This is a genomic window from Variovorax sucrosi (assembly GCF_051216635.1).
GTDB lineage: Bacteria > Pseudomonadota > Gammaproteobacteria > Burkholderiales > Burkholderiaceae_C > Variovorax.
The window spans coordinates 263,272-286,891 of the sequence record NZ_JBPJZU010000002.1 but is presented as its reverse complement, the minus strand read 5'-3'; the positions used below and the strand labels follow the sequence as shown (position 1 = coordinate 286,891).

Sequence of the window (23,620 nt, the reverse complement as noted above, 5' to 3'; positions counted from 1 at the left end):
TGGGCTTCGAGGGTCTGTCGTCAGGGTGGACGCATGTTAGAAATGGATTGATGTAATGGTCAATATTGACGTGTAAAATCAACATATAACTCTTTGCATCCGACCATGGCTTCCTGGATTTCGATGGACGAGGCATGCCGCCTTCTCGGGGTGCAGCCCCAGACCGTCTACGCCTACGTGAGCCGCCGCAAGCTCGAAGTCATGCCCGACCCGGCCGACACGCGCCGCAGCCTGTACCGCGCCGAAGACGTCGCTGCCCTGGCCCGGCGCAAGCAGGCCGGCCGCAAACACGAAACGCTGGCAGCCAACACGCTGTTCGGCGCGGAGCCGAGCATTCCCACCGCCCTGTGCGCCTTCTTTCGCGGGCGGCCGTACTACCGCGGGCAGGATGCGGTGGCACTGGCCCGCACCGCCACGCTGGAAGATGCGGCACGGCTGCTGTGGGGGGCCGAGCAGGCGATCGACTTTTCATCCGCCGCCTCGTCCGCGCCGGGGCGGGCGGGCAAATCCGGCACCGGCCCCGGGCCGGGGCCGGGGCGGCTGGCGGCCTTCACGGTGCTGGCCGGCATGGCGGCCGAAGGGCATTCCACCCGGGGCCGCCTGACCCGCGTGCTGCATGCCGAGGCTCAGGGCCTGGTGGGGCCACTGGCCAGTGCCTTCGGCGCGCGGCCGGGCAAGCAGCCGCTGCATCTGCGCTTTGCGCAAGGGTGGAAGCAAGCGCCCGAGGTGGCCGAGCTGCTGCGCATGGCGATGGTGCTGCTGGCCGACCATGAACTCACCAGTTCGGCCTTCGTCGCCCGCATCAGCGCATCGACCGGCGCATCGCTGCCGGCCTGTCTGCTGGCCGGGCTGACCACGCTGTCGGGGCCCCTGCACGGCGATGCCTCGGGCCGCGTGCAGGCGCTGTTCAGCGAGGTCGAGCGGCTGGGCGACGACAAGGTGGTGGCGCACTACCTGTCGACCGGCTCGCCCTTCGCGGGCTTCGGCCATCACCTCTATCCCGATGGCGATCCGCGCGCGGCGGCGCTGCTGGCCTTGTTCGAGCCGCCCAAGGCCATTGCGCGCTTCATCCAGAAAGTGACGGCGCTGACCGGCCTGCAGCCCAACATCGACGTGGCCCTGGCCGCGCTGGTGGCGCACTACCGCTTGCCCGCCGATGCGGCCTTCGGCCTGTTCGCCACCGCACGCAGCGTCGGGCTGCTGGCGCACAGCCTGGAGCAGCTTGGCGTGGCGCAGGTCATTCGTCCGCGCGGGCGCTACGTCGGCCCGATGCCGGACGCTGCCGCCCACCTCCCAGGCGCCCGAGCCTCGACGACCTCTACCCTTTGAGCCTTGCGGGCGCGAGGCCCCTCGCCCTATCGTCGGCATGCAAAGTGCCTATTCGCCTCGGCGGCGCCTCTGCAACAGAATTGGCCTTCCAACTCATCCGCAAAGAACAGGATCTCCCCCATGGACAGTCAACAGACCGCAGCGAAGTGCCCGTTCAGCCAGGCCACCGGCGCCGGCACCAAGAACACCGACTGGTGGCCCCAGCAACTGCGTGTGGATCTGCTGCATCAGCACTCGTCCAAGTCCGACCCCATGGGCGACGCCTTCGACTACGCCGCCGAGTTCAAGCGCCTCGACCTCGCCGCCGTGAAGGCGGACCTCGCCGCGTTGATGACCGACTCGCAAGACTGGTGGCCGGCCGACTTCGGCCACTACGGCCCGCTCTTCGTCCGCATGGCCTGGCACAGCGCCGGCACCTACCGCATCGGTGACGGCCGGGGCGGGGCAGGGCGCGGGCAGCAACGCTTCGCGCCGCTCAACAGCTGGCCCGACAACGTGAGCCTCGACAAGGCGCGCCGCCTGCTGTGGCCGATCAAGCAGAAGTACGGCCGCAAGATCTCGTGGGCCGACCTGATGATCCTCACCGGCAACGTCGCCCTCGAAACCATGGGCTTCAAGACCTTCGGCTTCGCTGGTGGCCGCGCCGACGTGTGGGAACCCGACCAGGACGTGTACTGGGGCCGCGAGACCAAGTGGCTCGGCGGCGACGTGCGCTATTCGCAAGGCTCGCCCGGCGTCGACAAGGACCACGGCGTGCTCGTGAAGGACGACGACAGCAAGGTGCCTCACTCGCGCGACCTGGAGAACCCGCTGGCCGCCGTGCAGATGGGCCTGATCTACGTCAACCCCGAAGGCCCGGACGGCAAGCCCGACCCCATCGCCTCGGCCCGCGACATCCGCGACACCTTCGCCCGCATGGCGATGGACGACGAAGAAACCGTGGCCCTCATCGCCGGCGGCCACACCTTCGGCAAGACGCACGGCGCCGGCCCGGCCGACAATGTGAAGCACGAGCCCGAAGGCGCCGGCATCGAGGACCAGGGCCTGGGCTGGAAGAACAGCTTCGGCAGCGGCAAGGGCGCCGACACCATCACCAGCGGCCTCGAAGTCACCTGGACGAGCACGCCCACCCAATGGAGCACCAACTTCTTCTGGAACCTGTTCGGCTACGAGTGGGAACTGACCAAGAGCCCGGCCGGCGCACACCAGTGGGTGGCCAAGGGCGCCGGCGCCACCATTCCACATGCCTTCGACGCATCGAAGAAGCTGCTGCCCACCATGCTCACCACCGACCTGGCGCTGCGCTTCGACCCGGCCTACGAGAAGATCTCGCGCCGCTTCATGGAACACCCCGACCAGTTCGCCGACGCCTTCGCCCGCGCCTGGTTCAAGCTGACCCACCGCGACATGGGCCCGCGCGTGCGCTACCTCGGCCCCGAAGTGCCGGCCGAAGAACTGATCTGGCAAGACCCGATCCCCGCGGTCGACCATGCGCTGGTCGACGCGCAGGACGTCGCCGCGCTGACGAAGAAGGTGATGGCCTCGGGCCTGACGCCGGCGCAGCTGGTGTCGACCGCCTGGGCGTCGGCATCGACCTTCCGCGGCTCCGACAAGCGCGGCGGCGCCAACGGCGCGCGCATCCGCCTCGCGCCGCAGAAGGACTGGGCCGTCAACGAGCCCGAACAACTGGCGAAGGTGCTGTCGGTGCTCGAAGGCATCGCCGGTGAATTCAACGCGGCGCAGACCGGCGGCAAGAAGATCTCGCTCGCCGACCTCATCGTGCTGGCCGGTGGCGCCGGTGTGGAGCAGGCGGCGCGCGACGCCGGCCGCGACATTCAGGTGCCCTTTACCCCGGGCCGCGCCGACGCGTCGCAGGAACAGACCGACGTGCATTCCTTCGTGCCGCTGGAGCCGGCCGCGGACGGCTTCCGCAACTACACCAAGGCGCGCTTCGCCGTGCCGGCCGAGGCATTGCTCATCGACAGGGCGCAACTGCTCACGCTGACTGCCCCGGAGATGACCGTGCTGGTCGGCGGCCTGCGCGTGCTGGGCGCGAACACCGCGCAAAGCCAACACGGCGTGTTCACGCAACAGCCGGGCGCGCTGAGCAACGACTTCTTCGTCAACCTGCTCGACATGGGCACGGAATGGAAGTCGGTCGACGGCGCCGGCGAGCAGTTTGAAGGGCGTGATCGCGAGACCGGCGAACTGAAGTGGACCGGCACGCGCGCCGACTTGGTGTTCGGATCGAACGCGCAACTGCGGGCGATCGCCGAGGTCTACGGCAGCGTGGACAGCCAAGCGAAGTTCGTGGATGACTTCGTGGCGGCTTGGGTCAAGGTGATGGAGTTGGATCGGTTCGACGTCGCCTGATTCTCTGGCACTTTCAAACGAGCCCGGTGCGCAATGCACCGAGCTTTTCTGCGCGTTGGTTCTGCATGGGAGCCGGTGGCGATGTTGCACCTGAGTCCGCTCGTCTCCGAGGGTCATCCCGGATTCCGGGCCATCGACCCACCAGACGGGTGATGATCGGCCTGGCTAGAGTCCCCGTTCAGCTTGCGACGCTGCGCGGTCGACCAACAGTCGTCGAAGGCAGGATTCGAGTTGTTCGGGGCTAGGTGTTTCTAGCGGCACGAAGGGAATGCGAAGCGTCGTCGCCACTTTCGAGCCGTGATCGAACTCCGCCTTGCTGAATCGAATCAGTTCATCCTGGTTCCAGCTGGAGTCTCCTCGCTCAAGCAAGCGCGCAGAAAGAATGCCAATAGGGCAATGGACCAAGATGATGGCGAAGAAACGCAGTGCGCCGAAGACCTCAATCGGAATTGGCTCGTGCCGATCGGGCGCGATGCGAAGAACGAAGTGACCATCCAGTAACAGCGACTTGCCGCTTACATGAAGCCGCTGCGTCGCCGCAATCAGGGCCTTTTGGTTCGACTCGACTTCGGAAACGACTTTCTCGATTCCCCACGATGCTCGCCCGCGTTCCTCGCGAATCAGCTGGCTGGCGCTTGCGTAGTGCAATCCCAAGCGCTCGCCTGCCGGCTTACCAACGTAAGTCTTGCCGGCTCCATGAACGCCGCCGATAAAGACCGTCATGCGGAGGCCCCCATAAGTCCAAACCTCTTACCCAGGCTGCGCAGCTCAGCGTGGCTGAGATATCGGAATGACTGCGGCGGTCGAAAGTCTCTGAAAACCGACTTCGGAGTGATCGCCTGCGCCGGGGCGTTGATCTGACCAAGCAGCACACCATAGGCTCTTTGCTTTCCCACAAAGTACTCCATTAGAGCCTTCCGAGTAAGGCCGGGCCCTTGAGGCTTGCACACTGTCCAAATCTTGGCCGGGGAGTCGACGACAACTTTTTTGACCTCGATCATGCCGACAACTTTCTGGACTGGCGAAGATGAGTAGATGACCAGCAACCCGACGGGCTCTTTAGCCCATGACCTGCGGAACTCAACGCGTTTTGTACCTGCCATGATTTGATCGGCGAATCGAGGCCTTACCGACAGCAGAACTGCCTTAGCGCCCTGCAGCTCTAAGCACTCTTGAAAACGAAGCATCTGAAATTTTAGTTATGGACTGGATGGGACCTGTGACGACGCGCTCAGCTTGCAGGCGTTGATAGGACACCGGCTGGGGTAGATGCTCGATGAGCCGGAATAGGATCACCTTGGTGGGTTGTGCGGCCATCGATTCGATATCTTCGATGCTGTAGACCGTACGCCGACGAACAAGACTCGCGATTTTCGCCGCGTCGTCCATCACCTCGAACTGCTCGACGACGCCGAGCGAGGTCACACTCCGTTCGTCTCCGGTCCGGTAGAAGACCAAGACGTCTCCGGCGCGGATTTCCTTAGTCGCCGCGTGGCACAGGTAGGCCAGCTTGATGGCGTTGCCGATATTGCCACCTGGGAGAAACAGCAATGTCTGGGCGCCCTGGTAATCAGGGAAAAGAATCTGATGGAAGCCACTCTGGATCGGGACCAGGAACTTCCGAACCTGAGCACCGGTAATGTAGTGGGGATAGAAGCGCTGTACATAGTCGAACGGAGCGATGTCAGTCGCGGGCGGCGCATCCTGAGGGTGGGTCTTTACAAAGACCCGGTCCTTGCCATACTTACCGCGATCATCGAACCCGAAGTCGACCAAGAGGTTGACGAGGTACCCGTGCTTGTCGACATCCGCATGGATGAAAACATGCTCGCAGGCGTTCTCGGTTGCGTAGCGGAAAGCGGCTTTGAGAAATAACTCACCAATTTTTCGACCTCGCACGCTCTCACCAACCTTGAAGGTGCACAGCTTCAACGCTCTGCCTGCTAACTGCTGACCGTCGTCGGTGATCCGTTCGTCGGACTGCATGGCATATACGCAGATGGCGCTGAGCACGCCTTGCTCGTCTCGGTAAGTCCATGCCTTCCTACCCTCTCGCGCCTTTGTGCGGAACCATTCATCGAACGGGCTGTAGGCCTCGCGCAAGCTTCCGAAGAAGGTATCGGCCAACTCTGGCGTCAAACTGTGCAACGGAGCGTCGAGGATATTTGGTAGCGAAACATCATGCGGTTGGTGCAGACGACGCAGCCAATCCTCAGCCGTTTGAATCGTGTACGTACGGGCCGCAAGACCCCTTGCCCGCGCCTTGGCCAGAAGTCCTCGGTCTTCCGTAACCAAGCCGTGCGCGGCATCGCAGTGAAGCGCGTACAGGATCTCGTTGTCGCATACGTCGTTTTGTCCCGTCAAAGCCGTGTTCCACGGGCTTTTGGCGGGGTTCTCAAGCGCCGGATAGCGCCTTACATGCTGCAAGTTTCGGGCGCGACGTTTAAGGTCCAAGTCCCGCTCAAAGTCGGCCAAGCTGGCGGGGTGGTAAACCAACTGATGGCCGCCCATTAGCGCAAGCCGGTGAAAACTCGCCAGACTGTCGCTCAGGGCCAAATACGAGTCCTGAAGCGGGATCAAGACATTGGTATCCAATAGCAGTGTCAGTTGCTTCGCCACAGCTTTATTCCACAAGAAGGTTGAGAGTTGGCCTCTGTCTACGGGCCTTCGCGGCCTAACATGCTAGGGTTGTTGGCGAGCCGCTGGATGGGGTGATGGTTTTGAAGGGCATCCATGAGCACAGAATCGATAAAAATGTACGACTGTGACGTATATCGTGCGTACCTGCAGTTTCACTTTTTCATGATCCGTTCTTTCCTGAGTAGAGCGGACTTTTCCCCTCATTTTCTTCAAGCCAAGCCATATACCCATCTATCTCCGGGCCGCCAAGGTTGATAGTTAGTTCAAGGCCGAATAAGGCGAAAACGAAGTACCACTCCTGGTTCTTCGTCACTAGAAAGTCGAATTCGTGCACGGTCTGCTCGACGCGCCCGTCGGAATCTAATATGGGCCTGTCGGGATCGTAGATGCGGCGAGCATGGTACGGCCATTCCTGTGGCACGCCTCGACGCACAAAGTTTCGAAGCGGATCAAGCTGGGGCTCATCCACAAGATACGACATTCCTTCCCGGTGCTCACGCAGTTTATAGGCCATGGCCTCCACTGCCATCTTTGCTAGGAAACGTGCGACGACTCGATCGTTGGGAGGTAAGGCATCGACTGGAAGCAGCAGTGCGTTCGTTCGGTTGCTAAGGATGTGATTGAAGGCTTCCGCGGGAACATCCATAGAGATAAGGTGAGGGGCGGGGGCGTGGCGATGCAGGACAACGGGGACTCCGGGTAGCAAAATGGCGTTGCTCGACGGCACGCGTCCGCGCTTGTTCGGTATCGCTTGGAGAAATCTTAGTCGGGAGATTGCTGGTGAATCGAGGAATGGCTTTTCAATCTCGCGAGCGAAATAGTTGTTGCAGGCGTCGCAGACCACACCCCTCGGAAGGATGTGCCGGGTGTTCCACAGGCTTTCCGGAATGATGTGTTCAACGCTCCGCGAAGCGGTCGAATCCATTCGACAAAAAAGACAGCGCATTGGTCGTGTCATATGGCCAGAAGGGTACACCGTGATCGTTGCCATCGGTAAACTGAGTTGGGTCGAAGCAATGGGAATGCATATGCAGAAGGGGTTTCACTCGACTCGGCAAGCTGCCGCTAGACATCAGGGCGCGGCCTGCTTCATAGCTATTGCGCTAAAGTCTCAAGATGGCGAATAGAACATTGAGTCAGAAGACGGGCTCCCGTGGGCACAAGTGGCTGCTAGCGCATGTGGAAGAGCACCCCCCCTGGCTGTCCCGGGAGTTAAGCGAAGACTTTGGTATCGACGCCGAATTTGAGGTCACTGAACTTGGCTTGTCTGGAGACATCTTAAAAGTCCAGATCAAATCGTCGGACCGGGTCGAACGACGTAATGATGCGATCAAATTCACCATTGAGCGGAAGTACCTTGAATACGCTGAAGCTTGCCGTTACCCGCTCATCTTGATTCTGGTCGATATCACCTCGAAGGAGGCGTGGTACCTTTGGCTGCAGGACTGGCTGCTTGCGCAAAGAGCTAACAGCAACCCCTTGTTGACCGATCAGACGACGTGGACCGAATGGGTGTCCGAGGCGCAAACCGTCAGGGCTGGACTCGATGGAGAGTTGAAGAAGATCGCCCGCTGGGAGGGCAGCTCGCAGCTTGCGCTTAGTTTGCGCGATGCGCTGCACGCAGCTACGTCCATCGGAGATAGGGAGATGATGCTTGTCTTGGCGGGTGCTCTTGCATCATGTGCGGACGGCCTAGGTCAGGCCGGCTTGAACGAGGTCATCGACGAAGCAGTAAAGCTTGGCAACCGTCTTCGTGGCTCGCATGAGGGGAACGTTATTGCTGACCAGTTGTTCGCCATGGTTCGCCGTCGCGGTTCTCGCCTCGATGCTGAAACGATCGATCGACTGGTTTTGCGAAGTGGCTCGTACTCGCGGACGGGGCTGTCTTCGTTAGCCATCCTTTACGATGATCACTTTGGGCACATGTCTGCATTAGGTTTACCTGTCCGGTATGTGAATGTGGAGCCGCGTGTCGCCTACTACTGCGCGTTTCGCGAGGCTCACCCTCAACACAATTCCATGGATGTAGCAGTAGATCCGTCTGCGTTTATCTTTGCGGGGCTTAGATACCGGCAGCCGGACATGTTCTGGGATAAGTACGTAAATCGCGGACCGTCGGCTTTGCTAGATTACCTTGAGCCTGTTGAGGCCGAGCTGCACCAGCCTCCGTCGTAAGTATTGCGAACTTGACATTCCAACACCCTGCCCTGATGTGATGAGCTCGTGCTCCCCGACTCCTTTCACCCCGCTGTAACTGCTTGGTTCTCCCGAGCCTTCCCCGCCCCCACACCCGCCCAATCCGCCGCGTGGCCGACCATCCGCGCCCGCCGCGACACCCTCGTCGCCGCGCCCACCGGCTCGGGCAAGACGCTCACCGCCTTCCTCGCCGCGCTTGACGATCTGGTCGTGCGGGGCCTCGCGCCGGGTGGCCTGCCGGATGAAACGGCGGTCGTCTACGTCTCGCCGCTCAAGGCGCTCTCCAACGACATCCGCCTGAACCTCGACGCGCCGCTGGCCGGCATTCGGGCGGAGTTGGCAGCGCTGGGGTTGCCCGATGTCGACATCCGCACGGCGGTGCGCACGGGCGACACGCCGCAGCGGGAGCGGCAGCAGAGCCTGCGCCGGCCGCCGCACATCCTGGTGACGACGCCGGAATCGCTCTACGTGCTGCTGGGCTCGGCGTCGGGCCGCAAGATGCTCGCGACGGTGCGCAGCGTGATCGTCGACGAGATCCACGCCATCGCCGCGAGCAAGCGCGGCAGCCACCTGGCGCTTTCGCTGGAGCGGCTGCAGGCGCTGTGCATGGAAGAGGGCGGCGCGCGGCCGGTGCGCATCGGCCTTTCGGCCACGCAGAAGCCGATCGACGAGGTGGCGCGCTTCCTGGTCGGCGCGGGCGCGGTGAAGGACGACGGCACGGCCGACTGCGCCATCGTCGACATCGGCTACGCCAAGCAGCGCGACCTGGCGCTGGAACTGCCGCCGACGCCGCTGGCGGCGGTGATGTCGAACGAGCAATGGACGCAGGTGTATGCGCGGGTGGCCGAACTCGTGTGGCTGCACAAGACGACGCTGGTGTTCGTCAACACGCGCCGCATGGCCGAGCGCGCGGCGCGGCATCTGGGCGACATCCTCGGCAAGGACGCGGTGGCGGCGCACCACGGCAGCCTCTCCAAAGAGACGCGGCTCGACGCCGAGCAGCGGCTCAAGCGGGGCGAGCTCAAGGTGCTGGTCGCGACCGCCTCGCTGGAGCTGGGGCTGGACATCGGCGACGTCGACCTGGTCTGCCAGCTCGGCTCGCCGCGCTCCATCGCGACCTTCCTGCAGCGGGCCGGGCGCTCGGGTCACGCGGTGGGCGGCGTGCCGAAGGCGCGGCTCTTTCCGCAGTCGCGCGACGAGCTGGTCGAATGCGCCGCGCTGCTCGACTGCATCCGCCGCGGCGAGCTCGACGCGCTGCGCGTGCTGCCGGCGCCGCTCGACGTGCTGGCCCAGCAGATCGTGGCCGAGACGGCGTGTCGCGAATGGCACGAAGACGATCTCTTCGCGCTGGTGCGCCGCGCCTGGCCCTATGCGCAACTGACGCACGCGCGCTTCATGGAAGTGGTGCGGATGGTGTCGGAAGGCTTCACCACGCGGCAGGGCCAGCGCGCCGGCTATGTGCATCGCGACGCGGTGAACCACCTGCTGCGCGAGCGCAAGGGCGCGCGTCTGACCGCGCTGACCTCCGGCGGCACGATCCCCGAGACGGGCGACTACACGGTCATGCTGGAGCCGCAGGCCGACAAGATCGGCACGGTCAACGAAGATTTCGCGGTCGAGAGCCTGGCGGGCGACGTGTTCCAGCTGGGCAACACGAGCTACCGCATCCTGAAGATCGAGTCCGGCCGCGTGCGGGTCGAAGACGCGCAGGGCGCCGCGCCCAACATTCCCTTCTGGCTCGGCGAGGCGCCGGGGCGGACGGACGAGCTGTCCTTCGGCGTGTCGCGGCTGCGCGAAGAAGTGGGGCTGGTGCTGGCGCTGAGCGGCCGCGACGGCGCGATGGCGTTGCTGACAAAGACGATGGGCCTGACGGACGAAGCTGCGCGCCAGATCGTCGAGCACCTCGCGCATGCCGCTTCCGTGCTCGGCACGCTGCCGACGCAGCACACGCTGGTCCTGGAGCGCTTCTTCGACGCCTCCGGCGGCATGCAGCTGGTGATCCATTCGCCGTACGGCAGCCGGCTCAACCGCGCCTGGGGCCTCGCCCTGCGCAAGCGCTTCTGCCGCACCTTCAACTTCGAGCTGCAGGCCGCGGCGACCGAAGACGCGATCGTGCTGTCGCTGTCGACCAGCCACAGCTTTCCGCTCGACGAGGTGGCGCGCTACCTGCATTCCAACTCGGCCCTCGACGTGTTGGTGCAGGCGCTGCTCGACGCGCCGCTTTTCGGCGTGCGATGGCGCTGGAACGCGACCACGGCGCTCGCGCTGCCGCGCTTCACCGGTGGGCGCAAGGTGGCGCCCCAGCTGCAGCGCATGCGCGCCGAAGACCTGCTGGCCGCGGTGTTCCCCGACCAGGTCGCGTGCCTCGAGAACATCGTCGGCGAGCGCGAGGTGCCCGAGCATCCGTTGGTCGCGCAGACGATGGACGACTGCCTGCACGACGCGATGGACGCCGACGGCTGGCTCGCGCTGCTGCGGCGCATGGAGTCCGGCGAGGTGCGCGTGCTGGCGCGCGACCTGCCCGGGCCGTCGCCGCTGGCGATGGAAGCGCTCAACGCGCGGCCCTACGCGTTTCTCGACGACGCGCCGCTGGAAGAGCGCCGCACGCTGGCCGTGCAGAACCGCCGCTACACCGAACCCGAGAGTGCCGACGACGTCGGCCAGCTCGACGCCGACGCGATCGCGAGCGTGCGTGATGAAGCGTGGCCGCAGCCACGCAGCGCCGACGAGATGCACGAGGCGCTGGGCATGCTCGGCGCGGTGAGCGACGACGAGGTGGCTGCGCAGGCAGATTGGAAGAAGTGGCTGACGGCGCTGGCGAAGGCGGGGCGCGCGACGCGCCTGCTGATCGACGGCAAGGGCCGCACCGCGCGCGGCCTGTGGGTCTCTGCCGAGCGCCTGCCGCTGCTGCAGGCGATCGCGCCCGATGCGCCGATGCAGCCCGCCATCACCGCCCCCGACGATGCCGAGCGGCCCGACGACCGCGATGCCGCGCTGCGCGAGCTGCTGCGCTCACGCCTGGGCGGGCTCGGGCCGGTCACCGTCGCGCAACTGGCATCGCCTTTGTTCCTGCCGGTCGCCGATGTCGACGCCGCCTTGCTCGCGCTGCAGGCCGAAGGCAGCGTGCTGCAGGGCCGCTTCACGCCGGGCACCGAACACGTCGAATGGTGCGAGCGCCATTTGCTCGCGCGCATCCACCGCTACACGCTCAAGCGCCTGCGCCGCGAGATCGAGCCGGTGGAGCCGCGGGACTTCGCGCGCTTTCTGTTCGAGTGGCAACACGTCGGCGCCGCGTCGCGCGTGAGCGGGCCGGAGGCGTTGTCGGGCGTGCTGTCGCAGCTCGAAGGCTACGAGGCGCCCGCGCCGATGTGGGAAGCCGAGGTGCTGCCCGCGCGCGTGACCGACTACGCGGGCGCGTGGCTCGACGACCTGTGCACGGCCGGGCGGGTGCTGTGGACGCGGCTGCGGCCGAACGCCGCATCGGTGGAAGGGCGCAAGGGCGCCGGCAGCGGCTCGCTGCACGCCACGCCGGTCGTGCTGCTGCCGCGCCGCAGCGCCGCGCTGTGGACGGCGCTGGCACCTGCGCCGTCATCCGAGTCAGGAAGTGACGACAACCTGGGCTCGCGTGCATCCCGCGTGGCCGAACACCTGAAGCAGCACGGCGCCTGCTTCTTCGACGAGATCGCCGGTGGCACGCGGCTGCTGCCGGTCGAGATCGAGGAGGCGCTGACCGAACTGGTCGCGAAGGGGCGCGTGCGCTGCGACAGCTACGCCGGCCTGCGCGCCTTGCTGGTGCCGGCGTCGAAGCGCGCGTCGGCCGACACACGGCGGCGCCGTCGCGTGCCGCTGTTCGGCATCGAAGACGCGGGGCGCTGGACATTGGTGCGTCCGCCTTCGGCGAGTGAATCGGCCAACCCGGGCTCTGCCGAAGCCATTGAACAGGTCGTGCATGTGCTGCTGCGCCGCTACGGCGTGATCTGCTGGCGCCTGCTGGAGCGCGAGTCCGCGTGGCTGCCGCCGTGGCGCGACCTGGTGCGCGTGTGCCGAAAGCTGGAGGCGCGTGGCGAGATACGCGGTGGGCGCTTCATCGCGGGCGTGTCGGGCGAGCAGTTCGCGCTGCCCGAGGCGGTGGCGTCGATGCGCCGTGTCCGGCGCGAAGCGCACGACGGTGCCTTCATCGCGTTGGCCGCCAGCGACCCGGCGAACCTGCTGGGCACGATCGTCACCGGCCCCAAGGTGCCGCGCGTGGCCGGCTCGCGCGTGCTGTGGCGCGACGGCGTGCCGGTCGCGACCAGCATCGCGGGCGAGATCACGCTGCTGGTGCCGCTCGATGCGGCCGAGACGCAGGCGGCGCGTCGTGCGCTGGCGCTCGACCCGTCGCTGCGCTTCCTTGACAGCGCCGTGGCGCAGGCGCTCAGCGCTTCGGAATGATCCGTTCGGCCTCGAGCCGCTCGAACAGGTCGACGAACGCGTCCGGCGTGCTCTGGAAGTCGAGGAAGCCGGCTTGGCGGCTCTTCGTCATGTCGGCCAGCACTTCCATCGGCCGGCCGAGGTCGGCATCGGTGTGCCACCAGGAGGCGAGCTTGTCGATGTTCGGCTCGCTCAGTTGGTGCTTCGCGGCGAGGTCGGCCCACTGCGCGGGCGCATCCGCCATGCGGTCGGCCAGCGGCCGTGTCGTGCCGTCGAAGGGCGCGACCTCGATGCCGAAGTACGCGGCCAGGCGCGGCCACAGCCACTTCCAGCGGAAGACGTCGCCATTGACGACATTGAAGTCCTCGTTCCTGCCGCCTTGGTTCGTCGACGCCCATTCGAGGTGGCGCGCCAGCAGCCGCGCGTCGGTCATGTCGGTGAGGCTGTTCCATTGCGCGGCCGAGCCGGGGAACACGAAGGGCTGGCCGGTTTCCTTGCAAAGCGTCGCGTACACGGCGAGCGTCACACCCATGTTCATCGCGTTGCCCACGGCGAAGCCGATGATGGTGTGCGGCCGGTGCACGCTCCAGCTGAAACCATGGCGCTCGGCGGCTTCGAACAGGCGGTCTTCCTGCTCGTAATAGAAGTTGTCGACCGCCTGGCGGCCCTGTTCCTCGCGGAAGGGCGTCATGGGCACGGCGCCGGTCGCATACGCTTCGAAGGGGCCGAGATAGTGCTTCAAGCCGGTGACAAGCGCTGCATGGCCACCACGCAGCGACGGCCCGACGGCATCGAGTACGTTGCGCACGATGGCGCCGTTCACGCGGATGTTCTCCTTCTCGTTGGCCTGGCGCGACCAGGCGGCGAAGAACACATGGCTGACGTCGAGGCCGTGCAGCACGTCGCGCAGTTGCGCCGGGTTCGTGAGGTCGGCGACGAGGGGGACGCAGCCCGACGCGACGGCGGTGCGCCCGCGAGACAGGCCGCGGACGGACCAGCCCTTGCCGAGCAGATGCTCCGACAGTGCATTGCCGATGACACCGCTGACGCCGACGATGAGGGCCTTGTTCTGCATCAGACCATGACGGCGGCAATCGCACGGGCCTTCGGTGGTTTCGGCGTGGGCTCGCAGGCGACGAGCGCCAATGCGGTGAGGCCGACGGCGGCGGCGAGGAGAAGGTGTTTCATGGGGTCTCCGTGCTCAGTGAGGAGAACGCCATGGTCGGGAGCGTGGCAGGGCGCCCGCGCACGCCCATGTCGCGTACCGGCGTAGGAAAGCAAGCGAGTCGGCGGCTCAGTGCGGCGCCGGCCGCGGGCTGAACCAGTACACCGCCGTGCCGAGCACCACCAGCGCCGATGCGCACAGGAAGATGCCGGTGTACGCGGCCGGGGCGCCCGCGCCGCTGCGCTGGCCGGCGTCGGCGATCAGCCCGAAGGCCGAGGACGTGAGCCCCGAACCGAGGAAGACGAAGGTGTTGAGCACGCCCAGGCCGCGCCCGCGCAGCGCCTGCGGCACCAGGCCGCGGCCGTGCGCCATGACCAGTGGGTGGCACATGCCGAAGGTGGCGAGCAGCGTCAGCAGCAGCACGCCCGGCAGCAGGCCGACGTCGGGCGCGGCCGACAGCACCAGGCCGCCGACCAGCGACATCAGGCCCCACCCGATCACCGTGGTCTTGAGCGTGTGGCGCCGCACCAGCACCGGCAGCAGCAGGGCGGTGGCGAAGCCGCCCAGGCTGACGAAGGCCAGCGCCAGGCCGCGCGCGTCGGCGCCCAGCCCATACACCTGCGCCAGGTAGGGGCCGCCCCAGGCGTTGCGGAAGGTGGTGCCGGCCGCCAGCGCGACGCACAGGGGGATGAGCGTCCACATCGCGGGCACCGTCAGCAGCCGCGCGCTGCCGGTGAACAGGTCGCCCAGCCGTTCCTGCTGCGCGTCGGCATGGCCTTCGTCGTGCACGTGGCGCCACACGCCGATGCAGGCCAGCAGCATGAAGACCGCGGCCACACCCATCGCCGTGCGCCAGCCGAAGCGGTGCGCCGCCCAGCCCAGCGGCGCGGTGGCGCACAGCGCGCCGACCATCGAGATTGCATTGGCCCGGCCCACCACCGTGGCGTAGCGGTGCACCGGCAGGTGCTCCGACGCGTAGTGCATCAAGCCCATGAAGACCGGCGCGCAGGCCAGGCCGAGCCCGGCCTGCGCCACCATGGCCGTCGCACCGTTGGGCGCCACCACGAAGAGCAGGGCGGCCAGCACGCCCACGCTGGTCAGCAGGCGGGTCGGGCGGCCGACGCCGTAGCGGTCGAAGGCGATGCCGATCGGGATCTGCGCGACGGCGAAGGCCAGGAAGAAGCACGACGACAGCGTGCCGAAACCGGCGGGCGACAAGGCCAGGTCGTGCTGCAGCTCCGGTGCGATGACCGCGAGGCAGGTGCGGAAGAACTGGCTGAGCGTGAAGGCGAAGATCAGCGCGCGAAGGCCGCGCGCGGTGTCGTTGGAGGGCATGGAGAAAGCGTGCGCGGCCAGTGGCCAGAGAGGGGTTCGAGCATAAGCGGTGCGCGTCAGTGGTCGCGGGTGCATGCCGCCTGGCATCGAACTCGAATGTATCGAATGCGATAAGTAAATGTAAATCGTATTGAATACGCAACTTATAGTCGTTGCAAATACGATAAGATATTCATTAAATATTCGAATACGCAACACCATGAGCACCTTGCTGGAACTGGCCGAACGTGTGGAAGCCGCCCGACGGTCGAGCGGGCTGACGCGTCAGGCGCTGACCGAGAAAGCCGGCGTCAGTCGCCAAGCCGTCTATCGGCTGCTCAAGGGCAACGACGTGCAGGTGTCGACCCTGCTGGCCGTGATGGAGGTGCTGCAGCTGGACCTGGTCACCGTGCCCCGTGCGCTCGAGCGGGCTCTGCCCGAGCTGCGTACTGCCACGGACGGCGAACCGACGCACGCGCTGTCGGCCGTCCAGCAGCGCTTGGCCCGCATCAAGGAAGGCCGGCGATGAACGTCCCGGTGCTGGTGATCAAGCTGCATGGCCGGCGCATCGGTTGCCTGTTCAAGTACGAGCAGCCCGGTTTGCCGCCGATCCTGCGCTTCGTCGCCGACGAGGCCTATGCCCGCATCCCCTGGGCCGAGGCCGACGTGCTGTCGGAGTCGATGCGCGCAGAAGACCCGGCGCAGCAGCAGTCGTTCTGGCTCGACGTGACCCGGCCCGAATTCAACAGCACGACCGGCAGCAAGGGCGACGCCCAATTGCCGCCGTTCTTCCAGAACCTCCTGCCCGAAGGCATCTTTCGGCGCTTCGTGGCCGAAGAGGCGGCCATCGATCCGATGGACCACATGGGCATGATCGCGGCCTGCGGCAAGAACATGCCGGGGGCGGTCACGGCGGAATGGGAAGACATCTCCCGCGACACGCTGCAGCGCCTGGTGACCCAGAACCAGGACGCGCTCGAAGCCTCGGTCTGGTCGGAGCCGTTCCAGGACGCGCTGTCGATCTCCGGCGTGCAGCCCAAGATCGGCGTCAATCGCACTGCAGAAGGCCGCTTCGTCGGCCGCACGTCGCAGGGCGACGCCGCCATCATCGCCAAGCTGCCCTCGGCTGAATACCCGCGCATGCCGCAGCTCGAAAACCTGGGCATGACGCTCGCCGGCCTCGCCGGGGTCGACGTGTGCCGCTTCGAATTGGTGTCGATGTCGGCGCTGACCGCGCCGCACCGCTACGACCTGGGCGAAGAGGTCGACGGCCAGTTCCTGGCGATCACGCGCTTCGACCGCGACCACGGCGACAAGATCCACTTCGAGGACTTCGCGCAGGTCTTCGGCAAGCCGCCCGAGCACAAGTACACCGAGTCGTACCTCGCCGTCGCGGCCGTGCTGCTGGGCCTGCCGCAATGCGGGGTGCCCGCCGTGCACGAGCTGCTGCGCCGCATCGAGGTCAACGAACTGCTCGGCAATGCCGACATGCACCTGAAGAACCTGGGCCTGCTCTACCGCGACCGGCGCCAGGCCGCGCTGGCGCCGGCCTACGACATCACGGCGACCTTCCTCTACGCCGGCGCGCGCGGCCATGCGCTGCGGCTGATGCCCGATGCACAGAAGCAGCACGTGGAACCGGTCTTCAATCCGGCGCGGCTGCAGGCTTTCTGCAATGCGCTGGGCCTGCAGGTGGCCGGTGCGTCGAAGGTGGTTCGCGACGTGGCGGCCGAGGCCGGCCGGCAGTGGCTGGCACCGATCCTGGCGAGTGGCCTCACGCCCCGGCAGAAGCAGCAGTTGCTCGCCCGCGTGGCGAACCATCCGCATCTGCGGCAAGGGCTGCAGCGGCTGCGTCGGCCGGATCTGCTCGCCGCCTGGGACGAGGCGGCGCGCGCTTAAGGCTTGGCGCTCAGAGCAGCGCGATGCCCGGCAGGCTCACGAAGCAGCTCTCGCGGGTGATCTGCACGAAGTCCGCCAGCCACGGCCGGGCCGAGGTGGCCGCGGTGCAGGCCATGTGCAGCTCGCCGGTCAGCCCCTTGGCGCCGACCCGCCTGGCCGTGACGTAGCCGCGGTCGAGGTAGCCCTGCACGGCCCACAGCGGCAGCGTGGCGATGCCGCGGCCGCTGGCCACAAGTTGCAGCATCGCGACCGTGAGCTCGGTGGTGCGCCGCTGCGCCGGCTGCACGCCGGCCGGCGCCAGCACCTGCCGCACGATGTCGAGCATCTCGTCGGGCACCGGGTAGGTGATGAGTGTCTGGTCGGTGAAGTGGCGTGCCGTGAGGTGCGTTTTCGACACCAGCGCATGGTCGTTGGCGAGCAGCGCGACGATTTCGAACTGGAAGAGCGGGTGGTAGTCGACCGCCTCGGCCGGGTCCTGCTCGGAGACGATCGCCACTTCGGCGCGGTTCTGCAGCAGCAGGGCGATCGGGTCGGGGTGGAAGCCCGAGACGATGTCCAGCTCGATCTCGGGCCAGCGGCTGCGGAAGGCGTCCATCGCAGGCATCAGCCAGTCGAAGCAGGTGTGGCACTCGACCACGATGCGCAGTTGCCCTGCGCCGCCCGCGGCCAGACGCGACACGTCGCGCTCGGCTTCTTCCACCATCGGCAGCGCCGCGTCGGCCAGTTGCAGCAGGCGCAGGCCGGTGCCGCTGAACTGCGGCGGCACCGACTTGCGCTCGAACAGCGGCGTGCCATAGCGGTCTTCCAGCAGCTTGATCTGGTGCGACAGCGCCGACTGCGTGAGGTTGAGCAACTGCGCGGCGCGCACCAGGCTGCCGGTGTCGCGCAGCGCGACGAGGGTGCGCAGGTGGCGGATTTCGAGGATCGACTGCGACATGAATGAAATTCAAGTTGATGGGCAAAAGGTTTCGTTTGAATCATAGTGCCGGAAGCCCGACCATCGCGGCATGACACGTATCCACACCCTCGTCCACACCCTAGGTTTTCCGCGCATGGGCGCGCAACGCGAACTCAAGTTCGCCCTCGAACAACACTGGCGCGGCGAGATCGACCGCGACGCGCTCGAAGCCGTCGGCGCCGACCTGCGCGCCCGCCACTGGCAGGCGCAGCGCGACGCAGGCCTCGACTTCGTGACCGTCGGCGACTTCGCCTTCTACGACCATGTCGCCAACCACATCCAGTTGCTGGGCTGCGAGCCCGCGCGCTTCGGCTTCGGCGGCGACGAACCCGCGCTGTCGCGCTACTTCACCATGGCGCGCGGCGTCGCGGCCGAAGAAGCGGCACCCGTCGGGCACGAAGGCTGCGCGCACGCGTACACCGGAACCTTCGCGCTGGAGATGACCAAGTGGTTCGACACCAACTACCACTACTTGGTGCCGGAGTTCACGCCGGCCACGCGCTTCGGGCTCGGCTCAGAGCGTCTGTTCGACGAGGTCACGCAGGCGCAGTCGCTCGGCCACCCGGTCAAGGCGGTGCTGCTGGGCCCGCTGTCCTTCCTCTGGCTGGGCAAGGAGAAGTCGGAAGGCTTCGAGCGCTTCTCGCTGCTCGATGCGCTGCTGCCGGTGTACGAACAGGTGCTGGCGCGCCTGAAGGCGCAGGGCGTGGAATGGGTGCAGATCGACGAGCCGATCCTCGGGCTGGACCTGCCCGATGCCTGGCGCCACGCCTTCGAGCGCAGCTATTGGCAGCTGGCCCGCAGCGCGCCCAAGCTGATGCTCGCGACCTACTTCTCGCCGCTGGCCGAGAACCTGCGCCTGGCCTGCCAGTTGCCGGTGGCCGGCCTGCACGTCGACGCGGTGCGCGCGGCGGACGAACTCACCGGCGTGGCCGACTGGCTGCCAGGGCACAAGGTGCTGTCGGTCGGCATCGTCGACGGGCGCAACATCTGGCGCACCGACCTCGACGCGGCGCTCGCCCGCCTGCGGCCGGTGGTGGACAAGCACCGGGGCGAGTTGTGGCTCGCGCCGTCGTGCTCGCTGCTGCACGTGCCCTTCGGCCTCGCGGCGGAACAGAAGCTCGACCCCGACGTGAAGTCGTGGCTGGCCTTCGCCGTGGAGAAGCTCGACGAGCTGCGAGTGCTGCGCGCCGCGCTCGACGGGGAGGAGGGCACCGTCGTGGACGAGCTGCAGGCCGCGCGCACGGCCGTCGCGGCGCGGCGCACCAGCCCGCGCGTGCACCGTGCCGACGTCGCGCTGCGCCTGGCACGCAGCGTCGACGGCGACGATCGCCGCGCCGCGCCCTTCGCCGAGCGCCAGGCGGTGCAGCGCGCGCGCTTCGCATTGCCGCCCTTGCCGACCACCACCATCGGCTCGTTCCCGCAGACCGCGGCCATCCGCGCCGCCCGTGCCGCCTTCAAGCGCGGCGCGCTCGACGCCGCCGCCTACGCCGAGCAGATGCGCGCAGAGATCACGCTGGCCGTGCGCAAGCAAGAGGCGCTGGACATCGATGTGCTGGTGCACGGCGAGGCCGAGCGCAACGACATGGTCGAGTACTTCGGCGAGCAACTCGACGGCTTCGCCTTCACGGCCAACGGTTGGGTGCAGTCGTACGGCTCGCGCTGCGTGAAGCCGCCGATCATCTACGGCGACGTGGCCCGGCCGTCGCCGATGACGGTCGAATGGACCGCCTTCGCGCAGCGCCTGACGACGCGGCCGATGAAGGGCATGCTGACGGGGCCGGTCACCATCCTGCAATGGTCTTTCGTGCGCGACGACCAGCCGCGCAGCGTGACCACCGAGCAGATCGCCTGGGCCATCCGCGACGAAGTGGTCGACCTCGAGAAGGCCGGCATCGGCATCGTGCAGATCGACGAGCCGGCCATCCGCGAAGGCCTGCCGCTGCGCCGCGCCGGCTGGAAGCCTTACCTGCAGGGCGCGACGCGCGCCTTCCGCATCAGCGCCTCGGGGGTGGCGGACCGCACGCAGATCCACACCCACATGTGCTACTCGGAATTCAACGACATCCTGCCGGAGATCGCGGCGATGGACGCCGACGTGATCACCATCGAGACCAGCCGCTCCGACATGGAACTGCTGCGCGGTTTCGGCGCGTTCGCGTACCCGAACGAGATCGGCCCCGGCGTGTACGACATCCATTCGCCGCGCGTGCCCACCACCGAGGAGATGGTGCGTCTCATGCGCAAGGCCGCGGCCGTCGTGCCGCCCGCCCATCTGTGGATCAACCCCGACTGCGGCCTCAAGACGCGCGGCTGGGCCGAGACCGAAGCGGCGCTCGCCAACATGGTGGCCGCGGCGAAGCAGTTGCGGGCCGAGCTGGCGGACTGATGCGCCGGCCGGTGCTGAGGTCAGCGGTTCACAGCGGCGCTTCCGGCCGGCGCCACAGCCACGTCAGCACCACGGCCATGCAGCCGATGCCGGCGATGGCGATCCAGGGGCGGTAGGCGGTCCACGCCAGCACGACGGCGCCGAAGGCCATGGCGGCGCTGGCGCTCCACTTGGCGCGGCGGCTCACGCAATGGCCGTTCTCCCAGTCGTGCAGCATCGGGCCGAAGAGGCGGTGGGCCAGCAGCCAGGCATGCAGCCGCGGCGAGCTGCGGGCCGCGGCCCATGCGGCCAGCAGGATGAAGACCGTGGCCGGCATGCCGGGCAGCACGACGCCGATGACCGCCAGCACCAGGCACAGGACGGCGAAGGCCAGCAGCAGCCAGCGCGCCAGGCGCGGCAGCGGGCGGGCGGCAGGGCGCGGCGGCGCGGGGTCTCGGGAGGCAGGCATGCACCGCCATTGTCACGCCCGTCCTTTAAAGTACGGCCCGACTCAATAGCCAAGGGAGCAAGGCACTCCTCCGACCTCATGCAGAGACAGCGCAGCAAGGCGCCGAGCGCTTTGCGCCGAGCCCGCAGCACCTGGTGCTTCCTTCTTTCCGGCATGGCCGCCGGTGCCGGCGCCCAGCCGGCCGAGATCGGCACGCTCGCGCCGGTGACGGTGAACGCACGCGGCCGCGACGAGGCGGCGCAGGCGGTGCCGGTTCCGATCGCCGTGCTCGAGGGGCGCGAACTCGAAGCGCAGCGCGTCGAGCGCCTCCAGGACCTGGAGCAGCAGCTGCCGAGCACCAGCATCGCGGCGCCGGACGCGCGCAGGCTCAGCATCGCGGTGCGTGGCATCGGCCGCAACCCGAGCAACGACGGGCTGGAAGGCAGCACCGGCGTGTACGTCGACAACGTGTACCTCGGCCGCGCCGGCATGGCGGCCTTCGACCTGCTGGACATCGAGCGCATCGACCTGCTGCGCGGCCCGCAGGGCACGCTGTTCGGCAAGAACACCACCGCCGGCGTGCTGAGCATCCACACCCGCGCGCCCACCTTCGAGACCGAGCGCAGCCTGCAGCTGTCGGTCGGCCAGCGCGGTCTGGCGCAGGGCCAGGCACTGTTCTCGGGGGCGCTGTCCGACGACGTGGCCGGGCGCCTGCTCGTCTACGGCTCGCACGAGGGCGGATCGATCACCAACCTGTACAACGGCGACCGGCTCGGTGGCGGCGACCGCTCCGGCGTGCGCGGGCAGTTGCTGGTGCGCGACCGCGACGACTTCAGCCTGCGCCTGATCGCCGAGCACCACCGCGAGCGCTCGAGCAGCGGCACGGCCGTGACCTATGGGCTCGGGCCGGGGCTGGCGATGGCGCGCGCGCTGGCCGGCGGCGCGACCGGCATCGTCACCGACCCGCGGCGGCGCGAGGTCAACATCGACGGCGAGGAATCGGTGCGCAGCGACCAGAACGCGCTGTCGGCCGAGGCGCGGTGGAAGCTCGCCTCGGGGGCGCAGATCACCTCGATCACCGCGGCGCGCGACTGGCGCTTCACACGGATCACGAACGACAGCCTCAACATCCCCGTGCTGCTGGAAGGCGGAAGCGCCCTGCGGCAGCAGCAGTTCTCGCAGGAGCTGCGGCTGGCCGGCCCGACCGGTGGCGCGGTCGACTACGTGGTGGGCGCCTACCTGCTGCGCCAACGCCTGCGCAACCAGGCCTGGACCGACTTCGGCGCACGCGCCGACATCGTGCTGCAGGGCACCGCCGTGCCGGTGTTCGCCAATGCCTCCAGCATCCATTTCGGGGCGCTCGACACGCAGAGCTACGCGCTGTTCTCGCAGGCGACCTGGCATGCCACGCCCGACCTCGACCTCACGGCCGGGCTGCGGGTGACGGAAGAGGAAAAGAAGGCGCGCACGCAGCGCGACAATTCGACGGGCGGGGCGCGGGCCACCGCCTTCCTGCGCAACAACCCGCTGGTGCTGGGCGCCTACGATACCGGGCCGCTGCGCACCCGGCAGACCAGTCCGTCGGCCCTGCTGAGCGCAAGCTACCGCTTCGCGCCGGCGCTGATGGGCTATGCCAGCCTGTCGCATGGCGAGAAGTCGGGCGGCATCAACCTCGGCGGCCCCGGCGCGGCACCCGGGCCGCTCGGGGTGCAGTCGCTCATCCTCGGGCCGGAGCGTGTCGACAGCCTCGACCTCGGCGTCAAGAGCCGATTTCTCGACGACCGCCTGCAGCTGAATCTGAACGCCTTCGTGGCCGGGGTGCGGGGCTACCAGACGGCCTACCTGGTGCCCTCGGGCGCGGGCGTGGGCAACTATGTGCAGATCCTCACCAACGCCGGCGACCTGCGCTCGCGCGGCGTGGAACTCGAACTGAAGGCGCTCCCGACGCGCGGCCTCACGCTGTGGTCGAACGCGTCGTTCAACGACGCCCGATACCGGCACTACGACAACGCGCCGTGCCCGTCGGAAATCGCCGTGCCGCAGCCGGCGGCGCGCTGCGACCTGTCGGGCCGGCAGGTCGCCGGGGCGCCGCGCTGGATCCTCAATGTCGGCGCCGAGTACCGCTATCGCTGGTCGCCCTCGTTGATGCACGCGGTGTCGGCCGCCTATGCCTGGCGCTCCGGCCAGGACGGCACGCTGGACGCGTCGGTGTACGCGCGCGTTCCGGCCTACGGCCTGCTGAACCTCGCCACCCGCTGGGAACTGGCGCACGGCAGCCAGCTGTGGAGCCTGTCGCTCTGGCTGCGCAATGCCTTCGACAAGCGCTATTTCCAGGCGGTGACCGCGACCGCCAACGGCGCCTACCTGGCCTCGGTCGGAACCCCGCGGACGCTCGGCGCCACGCTGCGGGTCGATTTCTAGGCCGGAGCAGCCGGAATGCAGGCGCCGCTTGCAGAATCGTTTCGGATGTTTGCACGATCGTCCGGCGCCGAGGTCCCGCGCGAGACAAGCGGCCGCGACTTG

Annotated in this window: 16 protein-coding genes; 8 read left to right on the top strand and 8 right to left on the bottom strand. The window is 67.3% G+C overall.

Annotated features, from left to right (window positions below):
* The first annotated feature begins 105 nt into the window (after positions 1-105).
* Entirely contained in the window at positions 106-1,329 is a 1,224-nt protein-coding gene (locus tag ACSFBE_RS04410; protein ID WP_435489161.1) for a citrate synthase family protein, read from the top strand.
* A gap of 120 nt (positions 1,330-1,449) precedes the next feature.
* Positions 1,450-3,702: a catalase/peroxidase HPI gene (gene katG, locus ACSFBE_RS04405; protein ID WP_435489160.1), complete on the top strand. Its 2,253-nt coding sequence runs from the start codon at positions 1,450-1,452 to the stop codon at positions 3,700-3,702.
* A 165-nt stretch (positions 3,703-3,867) separates the two neighbouring features.
* On the opposite strand, the gene ACSFBE_RS04400 is transcribed toward katG, so the two are convergent.
* The 4 genes from ACSFBE_RS04400 to ACSFBE_RS04385 form a co-directional block, all read right to left on the bottom strand.
* The gene (locus tag ACSFBE_RS04400; protein WP_435489159.1) at positions 3,868-4,425 is read right to left on the bottom strand and encodes an ATP-binding protein; all 558 of its coding nucleotides are present in this window, start codon (positions 4,423-4,425) and stop codon (positions 3,868-3,870) included.
* Complete coding sequence (locus tag ACSFBE_RS04395; protein ID WP_435489158.1) at positions 4,422-4,889, bottom strand: ASCH domain-containing protein; 468 nt, start codon at positions 4,887-4,889, stop codon at positions 4,422-4,424. Before ACSFBE_RS04395 ends, ACSFBE_RS04400 begins: the two co-directional genes overlap by 4 nt.
* A complete protein-coding gene (locus ACSFBE_RS04390) occupies positions 4,849-6,321 on the bottom strand; it encodes a GNAT family N-acetyltransferase (RefSeq protein WP_435489157.1) in 1,473 nt (490 codons plus the stop codon). The genes ACSFBE_RS04395 and ACSFBE_RS04390 overlap by 41 nt, the downstream gene beginning before the upstream one ends.
* Positions 6,322-6,502: 181 nt before the next feature.
* Entirely contained in the window at positions 6,503-7,288 is a 786-nt protein-coding gene (locus tag ACSFBE_RS04385) for an HNH endonuclease (protein ID WP_435489457.1), read from the bottom strand.
* Between the two features lie 233 nt (positions 7,289-7,521).
* Here ACSFBE_RS04385 and ACSFBE_RS04380 point away from each other — a divergent pair, with 233 nt between their 5' ends.
* Complete coding sequence (locus ACSFBE_RS04380; RefSeq protein ID WP_435489156.1) at positions 7,522-8,517, top strand: DUF4365 domain-containing protein; 996 nt, start codon at positions 7,522-7,524, stop codon at positions 8,515-8,517.
* 48 nt (positions 8,518-8,565) lie between these two features.
* Positions 8,566-12,969 carry a DEAD/DEAH box helicase gene (locus ACSFBE_RS04375; RefSeq protein ID WP_435489155.1) on the top strand — a complete coding sequence of 1,468 codons (4,404 nt, stop codon included), beginning with the start codon at positions 8,566-8,568 and terminating at the stop codon, positions 12,967-12,969.
* On the opposite strand, the gene ACSFBE_RS04370 is transcribed toward ACSFBE_RS04375, so the two are convergent.
* Positions 12,953-14,023, bottom strand: a complete 1,071-nt coding sequence (locus tag ACSFBE_RS04370) for an SDR family oxidoreductase (protein WP_435489154.1) — start codon at positions 14,021-14,023, stop codon at positions 12,953-12,955. The two genes, ACSFBE_RS04375 and ACSFBE_RS04370, sit on opposite strands and share 17 nt — an antisense overlap.
* A gap of 219 nt (positions 14,024-14,242) precedes the next feature.
* Positions 14,243-15,448: an MFS transporter gene (locus ACSFBE_RS04365; RefSeq protein ID WP_435489153.1), complete on the bottom strand. Its 1,206-nt coding sequence runs from the start codon at positions 15,446-15,448 to the stop codon at positions 14,243-14,245.
* A 199-nt stretch (positions 15,449-15,647) separates the two neighbouring features.
* On the opposite strand from ACSFBE_RS04365, the gene ACSFBE_RS04360 reads away from it, so the two are divergent.
* Complete coding sequence (locus ACSFBE_RS04360) at positions 15,648-15,956, top strand: helix-turn-helix domain-containing protein (protein ID WP_435489152.1); 309 nt, start codon at positions 15,648-15,650, stop codon at positions 15,954-15,956.
* A complete protein-coding gene (locus ACSFBE_RS04355) occupies positions 15,953-17,326 on the top strand; it encodes a type II toxin-antitoxin system HipA family toxin (protein WP_435489151.1) in 1,374 nt (457 codons plus the stop codon). The genes ACSFBE_RS04360 and ACSFBE_RS04355 overlap by 4 nt, the downstream gene beginning before the upstream one ends.
* A 10-nt stretch (positions 17,327-17,336) precedes the next feature.
* Here ACSFBE_RS04355 and ACSFBE_RS04350 read toward each other — a convergent pair whose 3' ends face one another.
* Positions 17,337-18,263 carry a LysR family transcriptional regulator gene (locus tag ACSFBE_RS04350; RefSeq protein ID WP_435489150.1) on the bottom strand — a complete coding sequence of 309 codons (927 nt, stop codon included), beginning with the start codon at positions 18,261-18,263 and terminating at the stop codon, positions 17,337-17,339.
* A gap of 70 nt (positions 18,264-18,333) precedes the next feature.
* On the opposite strand from ACSFBE_RS04350, the gene metE reads away from it, so the two are divergent.
* Positions 18,334-20,670, top strand: a complete 2,337-nt coding sequence (gene metE, locus ACSFBE_RS04345) for a 5-methyltetrahydropteroyltriglutamate--homocysteine S-methyltransferase (RefSeq protein WP_435489149.1) — start codon at positions 18,334-18,336, stop codon at positions 20,668-20,670.
* A gap of 28 nt (positions 20,671-20,698) precedes the next feature.
* Here metE and ACSFBE_RS04340 read toward each other — a convergent pair whose 3' ends face one another.
* Complete coding sequence (locus ACSFBE_RS04340; protein ID WP_435489148.1) at positions 20,699-21,118, bottom strand: YbaN family protein; 420 nt, start codon at positions 21,116-21,118, stop codon at positions 20,699-20,701.
* Positions 21,119-21,196: 78 nt separating this feature from the next.
* On the opposite strand from ACSFBE_RS04340, the gene ACSFBE_RS04335 reads away from it, so the two are divergent.
* Entirely contained in the window at positions 21,197-23,518 is a 2,322-nt protein-coding gene (locus ACSFBE_RS04335; RefSeq protein ID WP_435489147.1) for a TonB-dependent receptor, read from the top strand.
* The last annotated feature ends 102 nt before the right edge of the window (positions 23,519-23,620 follow it).